Consider the following 12,458-nt stretch of genomic DNA (forward strand, 5'->3'; position numbering starts at 1 on the left):
CTGGACACTCCTGGGGCGGAAAAGAACGGGTCATGCCGTTTGTTTTTTACTCCCCGTACACAATAGCTCAACACTCCACGATGCCTACCCGGCATGCGAAGACTGCCGAATCCCCTTGGACGCCCAGGACTTGGAGCTCGCCGTCGGCACCCCACTCCGCCTCGATCCACGTGGGCCGGTCCAGTTCGGCGTACCGGTCGAAGCTCGCCTCGTAGGACACCGGCACGCTCTTGCCGCCACTCACCACCTGAACGGCCTGCCGGGCCGCCTCCAGCAGCAGCATCCCGGGGACGTGGTCGAGCGGATGGTCGAAGAAAACGGGATGCGCGGTATCTACCCGCAGCTGCCACCGCCCCGGCCGGACCGACGGCGCCAGCACCACATCGCCGGGCACGGTGCGGTCCACCTCGGCGGGCGACAGCCCGGGCGGCGGAGTCAGCGCGGTGACATCGGCGGCGCCGCGACCGCCGCGCAGCCTGCGGTAGACGGGCTCGCTGGTCCAGGACGCGGCGAAGTACGCGCTGGCGACCTGCGTGTTGTCGATGGTCACGGCCGCGGAGAGACGGAACGCGGCCGGGCGCCCGGCCCGGTGGCGGACGTCGAAGATCTGCACGTCCACGTCCGGTTCGGCGGGCGCGTGGCCCACGCCGAGGCACTCGGGGCGGGTGGTGACACGCAACTCCTGGAGCACGAACCGGTACCCCAGCGGCACCTCGTACTCGGTGTGGGCGAGGAGCGTTCCGCTCTGCCGGACGGTTTCGGTGACGAGCAGCGGCTCGTATGCGGTACGGTCGCTCGACACGTGCAACGGGTGCGCCCGCGGCCACTGCGCGGCTACCCTGAACTGGTCGGTTCCGGTCCGGCGCCAGCCGGTGAGCAGGGTCTCGGCGACGGCAGCGCGATGCACCAGCTGACGCGGCACCGTGGCCGTGAGGGGCTCGGACACCGTCGGGACAACGGCGAGTTGCGGCAGTTCAGGCATGTCTCTCCCTGGCTCCCTCGACAGTGTTGACAGACGGCGAGGTGCCCGTGCCGTGAGCGCTACAGTACGAGCCGACCGGTTTGTTTTCAATGAGACCAGGGATGACCGGGATCGGTCCGCGTCCGGGCCGTCGTACCGTGGGCCATCCGGTCAACTCGGCGCATCGAAGGGGCGCTTATGGCGAAGCAGGAGCGCGCCATCAGGACGCGCAGAGCGATCCTGGAAGCCGCGGGCGCGGTGTTCGACGAGCACGGCTACGCCTCGACGACGATCTCCATGGTGCTGGAGCGCGCCGAAGTCACCAAGGGCGCCCTGTACTTCCACTTCCCCTCCAAGGAGTCGCTCGCCCAGGCCGTCCTGGACGAGCAGGTGCCGTTCGGTGCGGTGCCGCCGCAGCCGTGCAAGCTCCAGGAAATGGTGGACATGAGCTATGTCCTCGGCCGGAGACTGCTGCGCAACCCGCTGCTGCAGGGCAGTGTGCGCCTGACCGTGGACCAGTGCACACCACCCGGAGTCGATCACAGCGGGCCGTTCCGGCAGTGGGCGGACCATCTGATCGACCTGTTGGAAGAGGCCGACAAGCAGGGTGAGTTGCTGCCCACGGTCGTGCCGAGGGACACGGTGGAACTGCTGGTCGGCTCCTTCGCCGGAATCCAGCTGATGTCCCGGGCGCTGACCGGGCGGGAGGATCTCGCGCACCGCATCTCGGTGCTGTGGGCGCACGTCCTGCCGAGCATCGCGGTGCCGGCGCTGCTGGTCCGGATCGACACCGCACCGGACCGGGGCGCGCGGATCCTGGCCTCGCTCGACGAGGACGCGCAGTTGTTGCAGGGGGCCGAGCCGTGATCCTGCTGACCGGAGCGACCGGAACCGTCGGCGGACTGGTCGCGCGCCGACTGCGCGGCACCACCGCGCTGCGCCTGCTGACCCGACGGCCGGACCGGGCAGCGCACCTCTCCGGGCCCCGATCGGAGGTCTGCGGCGGCGACTTCGACGACCTGGCGAGTCTGCGGCGCGCCCTGACCGGGGTGACCTCCGCCCTGCTGGTCTCCGCGAACCCGCTGACGCACACCCATGACGAGCACTTCCTGGCGGCGGCGCACGCGTGCGGGGTACGGCAGGTGGTGAAGCTGTCCGCGCTCGCGGTCACCGACCCCGACGCCACCGACCTGATCACGGCCTGGCAGCGCGGCAATGAGCAACTCCTCACCGACTCGGGTCTGTCGTGGACCCTGCTGCGGCCGCGTGCGTTCATGTCCAACACCCTCGGCTGGGCCCTCTCCGTCCGCGCCGAGGGCGTCGTACGGGCGGCGGGCGGGAGCGCGGCCAACGCCACCGTCGATCCGCGGGACATCGCCGATGTGGCCGCGCTGACACTGCTGGAGCCCGTCGCGCACGCCGGCCGGGCCTACGCCCTCACCGGACCCGAGGCCATCAGCGCCGTGGACCAGACCCGGATCCTCGGTGAGCTGCTGGAACGGACGGTGAACTTCGAGGAGTTGACCGAGGCCGAGGCGCTGCGCCGGTTGCGCGGCCGCTATCCGGCACCGATCGCCGAGGCGCTCGCCGAGAGCGCGGCGCGCGGGCGGGCCGGGGCCAAGTCGCAGGTGGACCCTACGGTCGCGAAGCTGCTGGGGCGGTCCGCGGGGAGCTACCGGGAGTGGGCGCGGGATCATCTGGGCGCCTTCCGGGTCGGGACATGACGACGGGCCGGCCGATGCCCCATCCGCACCGGCCGACCCGTCCGCTTCAGTGGAACGGCTCGTTCAGAAGGTCAGCTTCCAGCTGTTGAGCGTGCCCGTGTCCTGCGTCGCCGTGTCCTGCACCCGCAGCTTCCAGGTGCCGTTGGCGACCTCGCTGGAGGCGTTCACCGTGTAGGTGGCCACGACGTTGTCCGCGGAGTCCGAGGAGCTGGCGGACTTCAGGCGGTAACTCGTACCGTCCGGCGCGACCAGGTCAAGCACCAGGTCACCGCGGTAGGTGTGGGTGATGTTCACCCCGACCTGGAGCGCCGAGGGCGCGTTGCCGGTGCGGCCGGAGACGGTGATCGGGGACTCGATCGTGCCGTTGTCCGGGACCGCGACGGCCGAGGTGCTGGAGAAGGTGGTGCCCCCCGTGGAGCCGCCGCCGGAACCGCTCACCGCCTGCACCGTCCTGGCCGCGTCCGCGAGGCCGGCGCCGCAGCCGCCGGAGCAGGTGCCGGGCAGCGCACGCGCGTTGGTCTTGATCGCGGACTCGATCTGGGCCGGGGTCAGCGCGGAGTTCTTCGACTTCAGCAGCGCGGCGAGACCCGCGACGTGCGGGGCGGCCATGCTGGTGCCCTGGTAGTACTCGTAGCTCTCCGCGCCCGGGCCCTGCGCGCCGGCGTTCAGCGTGGACAGGATGCCGTTGGTGGTGACGGAGTTGGTCTCGCCACCGGGTGCGGCGATGTCGACGACCGTGCCGTAGTTGGAGTAGTAGGAGCGGTTGCCCTGGCGGTCGGCGGCGGCGACGCTGATGACGTTGGAGCAGCTGGCCGGCGAGTAGTTGGCCGCGTTGGCGTTGCTGTTGCCCGCCGCGACGACGACCGTGGTGCCGCGGTTCACGGCGGCGTTGATCGCGTTCTGGGTGGCGGTGGTGCAGGCGCCGCCACCGCCGAGGCTCATGTTGATGACCTTGGCGACGTTGATGTTGGCGGGGACACCGGAGACCGTGCCGCCGGACGCCCAGGTGATGGCGTCGATGATGTCGGAGTCGTAGCCGCCGCACTTGCCGAGGACCCGCAGCGGGGAGACCTTCGCGCCGTAGGCGATACCGGCGACGCCCTTGCCGTTGTCGGTCGCCGCGGCGATGGTGCCGGCGACGTGGGTGCCGTGCCAGGAGGAGTCGTAGGCCGGGTCGCCGGACTGGCACTCGCCGGCGGCGGTCCAGTCGCCCGGGTCGGCCGGGTTGCTGTCCCGGCCGCCGCCGTCGTTGGCGACGGTCGCGTCCGCGATGAAGTCGTAGCCGCCGACGATGTTCGCCGCGAGGTCGGAGTGGGCGACATAGCCGGTGTCGATCACGGCGACGGTCACTCCGGTACCGGTGGTGACATCCCAGGCACCCGGCACGTTCATGCCCGCGGTGGTCTCGAACAGGTCCCACTGCTTGGCGTACTCGGTGTCGTTCGGCGTGGCCAGCGGCTTGTTCAGGCGGTCCGGTACGACATAGGCGACCTGCGGGTCGGCCCGGTACTCGGCGATGACGTCGGAGACGTCCGCCTTGGTGAGGTCCTCACCGAGGTCGACGAGGGCGGCACCGGTGCCGAGCCGGCGCTGGAAGTCCAGCTCCTCGCCGGCCTCCTTGCCCTTGGCGGCGGCGTCCGCGTCGGCAGCCTTGTTCGACTTGGCCTCGGCGGCGCCGGACTTGTAGCCGACGATGAGCCGTTCGGCCGGGGCGCCGGGGGCGGCCTCGGTGCTCGCGGCGGGGACATCCTGGGGAGCGGCGGGCTGCTGGGCGACGGCGGCCGTGGCGGTAGCGGCCGTGAACAGCGCGGCGGAGACCGCGGCGACGGATATCAGCTTCCGTCGCGGGGAGGGGGAGGTACGCAAGGGCTTGGCCTTTCGTGGCCGAACTCCGGGCAGCGCGGAGCGGCGGTCGATGCGCTTCGTCCTCGAAGCGGAGGGGGGTGAACCGAAAACCGAACAGCGTGCGCAGTGGCCGGCCAGGCGCGGTGGGGGGCCGATCCGTCCGGGGTTACCTGTGGGTCGGCTGTGCAGGAACGATAGGCAAACAGAAGGTCATAGGGATACAGGGGAAACCCTCGATCAGGCCGGAAACGAACCCTCGCCGTCAGGGAGTTGACCGCCTGTGTCCCCTTTTGCACGGGCACGTGCCCGCTGAACGCGCCGGGTCCGCGTTCCGTACTGGACAGCGGCAGTCCGTCCCGCCCCGGCCGAGGAGATCCCGCACATGACCCGGACCCGCGCCCGGCGCGCCCTCGCGGCGGCGGTCCCGCCGCTGCTCGCCCTGGGAGCCGCGACCCCGGCCGCCGCGCACGGCGCGCCCACCGATCCGGTCAGCCGGGTGCTGGCCTGCTCCCCCGAGGGCGGCAGCGCCGCCGGGTCGGCGGCGTGCCGGGCCGCCGTCGCCGCGAACGGCACACCCTTCACGGCCTGGGACAACCTGCGCATCGCGAACGTGAACGGCCAGGACCGGCGGATCGTCCCCGACGGACAGCTGTGCAGCGGCGGCCTGCCCGCCTACCGGGGCCTGGACCTGCCCCGCTCCGACTGGCCGTCGACCCGGCTGCGGCCGGGTGCCGGGCTGACCCTGCGGTACGTCTCGACGATCCCGCACACCGGCACCTTCCGCCTCTACCTCACCCGGCAGGGCTACGACCCCACCCGGCCGCTCACCTGGTCCGATCTGCCGGAACGGCCCTTGGCCGAGGTACGGGACCCCGCGCTGACGGACGGCGCGTACCGGATCCGGGCGACCCTGCCGGCCGACCGGACGGGGCGGCATGTGCTGTACACGGTGTGGCAGAACAGCAGTACGCCGGACACGTACTACTCCTGCTCGGACGTGGAGTTCCCGGCGAAGGAGAAGGATCTCCCGCCGAACGAGAAGAGTCTCCCGCCGAACGAGAAGGATCTCCCGCCGAAGGAGAAGGGCCTCCCTGTGCAGGACAGGGCGGAGGAGACCGCGAAGGCGGCGGCGCCCTCACCTCCGGCACCCGGGCAGCGCCGTACAGCGGCGGTCCCCGCCCCGGACCCGGGCCCGTCGGCCCCGTTGCTCGCGGGCGGCGCCGCCGCGGTGCTGCTGCTCATCGGGGGCGCCGCTGTCGCCGTACGACTTCGGCGCCGGTGACGAAAGCGGCGTCAGCGGGCGAGCGGAAATCGGCCACCCCCGCCGCCCTCATTGACGCGCACGCGTCACACCCCTACGTTCTGACCGACTTGCCGAACCGCGTTCGACATACCGGCAATAGTCGACCCGCATCGGCCCTCCCCCAGGAGTCCGGATGACCTCCTTCCCGCACCCGGCCCGCAGAACAGTCCTCGGTCTGGCGGCGGCCACGCCCCTGGCCGCGACGGGCGTGCTGGCCCTCGGCGCCGGCCCGGCCCACGCCGCCGACGCGGCGTACGTGATGGCGTACTTCACGGAATCGACCAACCTCGGCGACGGCACCGACTACGGCCTGCATCTCGCCGTCAGTACGGACGGGCTGAACTGGACGCCGCTGAACCAGAACAACCCGGTGGTCACCCCCACCCAGGGGGCCGGCGGACTGCGCGACCCGTTCGTCCTGCGCAAGCAGGACGGCACGTTCGTCGTGCTGGCCACCGACCTCAAGGGCACCGACTGGAGCTACAACAGCCAGTACATCCATGTCTGGAACTCGGCCGACCTGCGCACCTTCACGGGCTACCACCGGCTGAAGCTGCACGACATGGTGACCCACAGCTGGGCCCCCGAGGCGTTCTGGGACGCGGGCCGAGGCCGGTACGCGGTCATCTACTCGTCGGTCGACTCCAGTGGCCACAACGTGATCATGGTCAACTACACCAGCGACTTCGTCACGGCCTCGGCGCCCCAGGTCTTCTTCGACCCCGGCTACGACGTCATCGACGGTGACATGGCGGTGGGGGTGAACGGCGTCAACTACCTCTACTTCAAGCGCAACGGCACCCTGGTGGGCGCCCGCTCCACCTCCCTGAACCCGGGCAGCTTCACACCCTTCACCTCGGGCGTGGCGCAGGGCGGCACGGAGGCGCCGACCCTGGTGAGGTCCCTGACCTCCGGCACCTGGTGGCTGTGGGGGGACACCTACACGCCCAACGGCGTCTTCTACGCCTGGCAGTCCGCCGATCTGTCGGCGGGCACATGGACGGCCGTCGACCAGCGGGCCTACACCCAGCCGGTCAACTCCAAGCACTGCGGCATCACGCCGATCACCGCGGCGCAGTACGGCAACCTGCTCGCCCACTGGGGCGCGCCCGCCTGGAACCGGCTGAAGTCCTACAACTTCCCGGCCCGTTACGTCCGGCACTCCGGCTTCGCCGGGCGGATCGACCCCTACCCCGTCGAGCCGTACAGGGACTCGCTGTGGAAGCTCGTCCCCGGCCTCGCGGACGCCTCGGGGGTGTCCTTCCAGTCCGTCAGCCACCCGACCCGCTACCTGCGGCACGCCGACTACGCGGTGCGGCTGGACGTGAACGACGGCACGTCCGTCTTCGCGGGGGACGCGACCTTCCACCGTACGGCGGGGCTGGCCGACGCGTCCTGGTCGTCGTTCCGGTCGTACAACAACCCGACGCGCCATCTGCGGCACTACGGCTACGCCCTGCGCGTCGACCCGGTCTCCACGGCGACCGAGCGGCAGGACGCGACGTTCAGGGTGGGCTACTAGGAGCCCGGCGGGGTCGTGCGGGCACGGCCCCGCCGGAAGGGGCGTCAGCCGTCCAGGCCGACCGACTTCAGCCAGTCCTTGGCGACGTCGAGCGGGTCCTTGTTCTCCAGCTGGACCTGGGAGTCCAGGTCGAGCAGGGTCTTGGTGTCGAGCTTGGCGGAGACCTCGTTGAGGGCGTCCACGCCCTCCTTGGGCAGGCCCGACTTGTAGACCAGCGGGGTCACGTTGGCGAAGCCGAAGAGGTTCTCCGGGTCCTTGAGGACGACGAACTTCTCCTTGGTGATCGTCGGGTCCGTGGTGAAGATGTCCGCGGCCTGCACGGTGTTCTTCGTCAGCGCCGCCTGGGTGAGCGGACCGCCGGCGTCGAGCGCCTTGAAGGACTTGAACTCCAGGCCGTAGACGTCCTTGAGGCCCACCAGGCCCTGCTGGCGGGTCTGGAACTCCGGGGAGCCGCCGATGACCAGCTCGGGCGCGATGTCCTTGAGGTCCGCGAGGGTGGACTCGGCGGTGAGGTTGTACTTCCTGGCGGTCTCCGCGTTGATGCTGACGGAGTCCTTGTCCTCGGCGGGCGAGGACTCCAGCAGCGTCAGCTTCTTGTCCAGCTTGGTCTTCACCGCCGCGTTGACGGCCTCGGTGCTCTTCTGCTCCGCCTTCGGGTCCAGGTACGCCAGCAGCGAGCCGTTGTACTCCGGCAGCACGGTGATGGAGCCGTTCTTCAGCAGGCCGTACGTGGTCTCGCGGCTGCCGATGTTGGGCTTGTAGGTGACCTTGATGCCCTTGGCCTTCAGGGCCTCGCCGTAGATGTCGGCGAGCAGGATGGACTCGGCGAAGTTGTTGGAGCCGACGACGACGGTGTCACCGCTCGCCTTGTCCTCCGCCAGGGGGTTGTCGGACTCGTCGTCGGAGGAGCCACATCCCGCGAGCAGGGCCGCGGTGGCGGCGAGCACGACGATGGACCTACTGCGTGAGGCGGTAGAAGTCACGATTCCCGTTCCGGACTCAGAGATGGGGGCGGTAGTTCTCCAGTTCTTGAACTGATCCAATCCAGCGGCTTCTTGATCAGTCAAGGGAATCCTGGTCACCGATTGGCCTCAATGAGTGCTCGGTTGTGATCGTATGTGAAGAGATTCACCTCAAGAGGCGATAGTCTCCCCGCAGTTGACACCCGGTGTGCGATCACTCGAGGAGGAAAGGTGTCCGCGACAGAGGTGGACGCGTCCACCGCGACACACGGCTCCCCTCCCGGCGCACGGCGGCTCACCGACCGCTGGCCCTTCCGGCGCAAGCTCAATGTGCTGGTCGGCGTGCCCCTCGCCGTCGTCGCCGTGCTGCTCGCCTACCTGATCACCGATCAGCTCGGCCAGTCCTCCTCCGCCTCCGACGCGGCCCGGCTGGTCCGGGACAGCGCCGAGGTGGCCACCCTGGTGGACCGGGTGGCGGCCGAGCACCAGCAGGCGATCCTGCTCTCCGTACGGCACGAGGCCGCCGCCGGCAGCGAGGCCCGGCCCTCCACGGCCGCCTACGACCAGGCGCAGGCCGCGGTGGACGCCCAGGTCGTCAAGGTCCGCGAGACCTTCGGGGACCGGCTCCCGGCCACCGAGGCGCGGGCGCTGAGGGAGATCGGCGCCCTGGGCAGCCTCCGCGACACCATCGAGCAGGGCTATCTGCCCGCGGACAACATCGACCCGGCGTACGCGGGCGCCGCCAAGGGCGTCATCGACGGCCTCGGCCTGGACCGCAACTCCGACCTCGCCGGCACCTTCACCGGCAACCTCCTCGACTCCCTGCTGCGCGCCGACGCCGCCCACAGCGCCTTCGAGACCGGCGTGTTCTCCGCGGCGACCGGGGACTCCAACGCGCTCATCGAGTTCATCGGCGCGGTCGGCTCCTACGAGGTGTACACCTACCAGGCCGACCGGTTCGCCCGGTTCGCCACCGCCGAGCAGGCCGAGGAGCTCAGCGGCATCGAGCACAGCTCCCCGCAGGCCACCATCCGCCGCCAGTACGCCGAGCTGCAGATCGACCCCAGCTCGCTCCAGGCCGACTCGCCCGCCGAGATCCGCGAGGCGTTCCGGGCGGCGCTGGAGTCCTACCCGGCCTACCGCGAGCAGGCCGGCATCCGGCTCGGGATCACGGCCTCCCTCATCGACCAGATCGCCGACCGGGCCGACGACGCCTCCAGCGACGCCGCCTGGCGCGCGGGGCTGCTCCTCGCGCTCGCCCTGTTCGGCTTCGCGCTGTGGCTCGGCCTCTCGGTCGTGGTCCGCCGCTCGGTGGTCCGGCCGGTGCAGGCCCTGACCGGCGCCGCCCGGGAGGTCGCCGAGGTCGCGGACCGCGAGCTGGCCCGGGTCGCCGACGACGACGCCGAGGACGACGGCCCGCCCCGGCTGCGCCCGATGCCCGTGACCGCGCGCGACGAGATCGGCGACCTCGCCGACGCGTTCAACCGCGTCCAGTCCACCGCGGCCGCGCTGCTGGAACGCCAGGTGCTCAGCCGCCGCAACGTCGCCGAGATGTTCGGCAACGTCGGCCGCCGCGTCAGCAACCTCACCACCCGCCAGCTCGCCCTGATCGACGCGGTGGAGCGCGGCGAGACCGACCCCGAGCTGCTGGAACGGCTGTACAGCATCGACCACATCGCGGTCCGGCTGCGCCGTAACGCCGACAGTCTGATGCTGCTCGCCGGGATCCGCGAGGCGGGGCTCGGCTCCGGCCCGCTCGCGCTGACCAACGTCGTGCGTGCCGCGCTCGGCCAGATCGAGGGCTTCCAGCGGGTACGGCTGACCGCGCGCTCCGAGGCCGCGGTGGAACCGGACGTCATCGGCGACCTGACCCTGATGGTGGCCGAACTCCTGGAGAACGCCGTGTCGTTCTCCCCCGCCGGCAGCCCCGTCGAGGTGACGGTGGCGACCGCCGAGGACGGCACCGCGTCCATCGTGATCGCCGACCACGGTCTCGGCATGAGCGCCGAGCGGCTCGCCGAGGAGAACGCCCGGCTGATCCGCCGCGAGCGCCTGGACCTGGTGCCGACGAAGGTGCTGGGCCTGTTCGTGGTCGGCACCCTGGCCCGCCGCTGGGAGATCGGCGTGACGCTGACGCGGACGCCGGGCGGCGGTGTCACCGCCGAGGTGAGCGTGCCGACGTCACTGCTGCTTCCGGCGCCCGCGGAACCGGAGCCGGTGCCCGTCCCGGCCGAGGTGCCCGCGGCGGCTCCGGCGGCCGGGCCGCTCCCCTCGGCCGCCGCGGACGACTCCGGCCTTCTCCCCCGCCGGGTCCCCCGGCGCGAGGGCGCCGCCCCGGACGTACCCCCCGTCGATCACGCCCGGGCCGGTCGCCCCGAAGCTTCCCCCCGGGCCCACGCCGACACCCCCGGTGCCCGCCCGCTGCGCCGCCGCGTCCGCGGGGCCACCCTGCGCGGCGGCACCGAGGACACCGGCGCCCACCAGATCCTGCGCCGGCCCGCCCAGCCCGCCGACGCGGACGCCGTACGGTCCGCGCTGGAGGAGTTCGAGGCGGCCGTGGAGCGGGCGCACCGCGACAGCGACACCACCGAGCAGCCGATTCCCGGCCAGCAGGACCCGAACCACCTCCCGGAAGGAGCGGAGCAGTGAGCACATCCACAGGAGGCACCACGCCGGCCGAACTCCAGGCCGCCGCAGCCGACTTCACCTGGCTGCTGAATCGCTTCGCGACGGAGACCGCGGGTGTCGTCGACGCCATCGCCGTCTCCTCCGACGGACTGCTGATCGCGGTCTCCGAACTGCGGGAGCACGCCGACTCCGAGCGGCTCGCCGCGATCGTCTCGGGCATCACCAGCCTGGCCGCCGGGGCGTCCGGCAACTACGGCCTGGGCGGCCTCAACAAGGTGATCATCGATCTGGAGGGCGGCCATGTGCTGGTCTCCGCGATCGGCAGCGGTGCCGTGCTCGGCGTGGTCACCGACAAGGAGGCCAAGCTGGGCAACATCGCCTACGAGATGACGCTGTTCGCCAACCGTGCCGGTGCCGCGCTCAGCCCCCAGCTCGTGCTCGAACTGAAGAACAGCGTCGGCGCCGCGTCGGCCCGCTGACCGGTTCGAGAAGGACGGTACTGACCCCATGGCGGACGGCATTCCTCCCCCGGGCGACGACCCGGTCGGCCCCGCTTCCGCCGTACGGCCGTTCCTGGTCACCGCCGGCCGGGTGGCGCCCAGCGTCGCCGGCCGGACGATGCCCGTCGAGACCCAGGTGGTGGCCACCGCCTCGGGGCTCGACGCGCTGTCGCTGCTCTCCTTCGAGCAGCACGACATCGTGGCCGCGTGCCGGCAGCCGCAGTCCATCGCGGAGATCGCGGCCCGGCTGCGGCTGCACCTCAATGTGGTGCGGGTCCTCGCCGAGGACCTGCGGGCCGAGGGACGGCTGACGGTGCATGTGCCGAACTCCGACGCCGTCCACGATTCATCCGTCCTGCGAAGAGTGATCGATGGCCTGCGCGCCATCCCCGACTCCCGGGGGGTACTCCGTGACACCGACTGAACCGGCCGCCGCCGTACGACCGCCGCTGCCGGTCAAGATGGTGATCGCGGGGGGCTTCGGCGTGGGCAAGACGACCGCCGTCGCCTCCATCTCCGAGATCGAGCCGCTGACGACCGAGGCCGCGATCACCGAGGTCGCCGCGGGCGTCGACGACCTCACGCACACCCCGCTCAAGACGACGACCACGGTCGCCTTGGACTTCGGGTGCATCACCATCGACCCGACGCTGAAGCTCTATCTGTTCGGTACGCCCGGGCAGGAGCGGTTCGGGTTCATGTGGGACGACATCGTCGAGGGGGCGGTGGGCGGGCTGGTCATCGTGGACACGCGGCGGCTCGACGACTGCTACGCGGCCGTCGACTACTTCGAGCACCGGCAGATCCCGTTCGCGGTGGCGGTGAACGCCTTCGACGGTCGCGTCGAGCACGCGCTGGACGAGGTGCGGTGGGCGCTCGACGTGAGTGAGGGGGTGCCCGTGGTGGTGTTCGACGCGCGGGAGCGGGGGTCCGTGCGGGACTCGCTGCTGGTGGTGCTGGAGCTGGCGCTGGCCCGCAGCGAGGGGTGAACCGGGGCGGCGGGCCCGACAGGC

The 12,458-nt window shown here is 71.3% G+C and carries 11 protein-coding genes; 8 read left to right on the forward strand and 3 right to left on the reverse strand.

The annotated features are described in order from the left end of the window. Positions 1-67: 67 nt before the first annotated feature. Positions 68-982, reverse strand: coding sequence for a ScbA/BarX family gamma-butyrolactone biosynthesis protein (locus ACWD1Z_RS18275; RefSeq protein ID WP_451119777.1), 915 nt, complete (start codon positions 980-982; stop codon positions 68-70). A gap of 177 nt (positions 983-1,159) precedes the next feature. Here ACWD1Z_RS18275 and ACWD1Z_RS18280 point away from each other — a divergent pair, with 177 nt between their 5' ends. Both ACWD1Z_RS18280 and ACWD1Z_RS18285 read left to right on the forward strand, forming a co-directional pair. After that, positions 1,160-1,828 (forward strand): ScbR family autoregulator-binding transcription factor, encoded by a 669-nt coding sequence (locus ACWD1Z_RS18280; RefSeq protein ID WP_389419879.1) that lies wholly within the window; start codon positions 1,160-1,162, stop codon positions 1,826-1,828. Then, positions 1,825-2,685 (forward strand): NAD(P)H-binding protein, encoded by an 861-nt coding sequence (locus tag ACWD1Z_RS18285; RefSeq protein WP_451119779.1) that lies wholly within the window; start codon positions 1,825-1,827, stop codon positions 2,683-2,685. Before ACWD1Z_RS18280 ends, ACWD1Z_RS18285 begins: the two co-directional genes overlap by 4 nt. Before the next feature lie 63 nt (positions 2,686-2,748). On the opposite strand, the gene ACWD1Z_RS18290 is transcribed toward ACWD1Z_RS18285, so the two are convergent. Further along, entirely contained in the window at positions 2,749-4,551 is a 1,803-nt protein-coding gene (locus ACWD1Z_RS18290; protein WP_451119781.1) for a S8 family peptidase, read from the reverse strand. 361 nt (positions 4,552-4,912) lie between these two features. Between ACWD1Z_RS18290 and ACWD1Z_RS18295 the strand changes: the two genes are divergently transcribed. Continuing rightward, positions 4,913-5,812 (forward strand): lytic polysaccharide monooxygenase, encoded by a 900-nt coding sequence (locus ACWD1Z_RS18295; RefSeq protein WP_451119782.1) that lies wholly within the window; start codon positions 4,913-4,915, stop codon positions 5,810-5,812. 154 nt (positions 5,813-5,966) lie between these two features. Beyond that, on the forward strand, positions 5,967-7,355 hold the full coding sequence (locus ACWD1Z_RS18300) for a glycoside hydrolase family 43 protein (protein ID WP_451119784.1): 1,389 nt from the start codon (positions 5,967-5,969) through the stop codon (positions 7,353-7,355). A gap of 44 nt (positions 7,356-7,399) precedes the next feature. On the opposite strand, the gene ACWD1Z_RS18305 is transcribed toward ACWD1Z_RS18300, so the two are convergent. After that, a complete protein-coding gene (locus ACWD1Z_RS18305; protein WP_451119786.1) occupies positions 7,400-8,338 on the reverse strand; it encodes an ABC transporter substrate-binding protein in 939 nt (312 codons plus the stop codon). A gap of 210 nt (positions 8,339-8,548) precedes the next feature. Between ACWD1Z_RS18305 and ACWD1Z_RS18310 the strand changes: the two genes are divergently transcribed. From ACWD1Z_RS18310 to ACWD1Z_RS18325, 4 genes are read left to right on the forward strand one after another with little or no spacing between them, the layout of a single operon-like run. Next, complete coding sequence (locus ACWD1Z_RS18310) at positions 8,549-10,966, forward strand: ATP-binding protein (RefSeq protein WP_451119788.1); 2,418 nt, start codon at positions 8,549-8,551, stop codon at positions 10,964-10,966. Continuing rightward, entirely contained in the window at positions 10,963-11,424 is a 462-nt protein-coding gene (locus ACWD1Z_RS18315) for a roadblock/LC7 domain-containing protein (RefSeq protein WP_093720602.1), read from the forward strand. Before ACWD1Z_RS18310 ends, ACWD1Z_RS18315 begins: the two co-directional genes overlap by 4 nt. Positions 11,425-11,452: 28 nt before the next feature. After that, complete coding sequence (locus ACWD1Z_RS18320; protein WP_451119790.1) at positions 11,453-11,869, forward strand: DUF742 domain-containing protein; 417 nt, start codon at positions 11,453-11,455, stop codon at positions 11,867-11,869. Beyond that, entirely contained in the window at positions 11,856-12,434 is a 579-nt protein-coding gene (locus tag ACWD1Z_RS18325; protein ID WP_451119792.1) for a GTP-binding protein, read from the forward strand. The genes ACWD1Z_RS18320 and ACWD1Z_RS18325 overlap by 14 nt, the downstream gene beginning before the upstream one ends. Positions 12,435-12,458 lie beyond the last annotated feature (24 nt).

This window comes from Streptomyces sp. NPDC002784, from assembly GCF_053592135.1.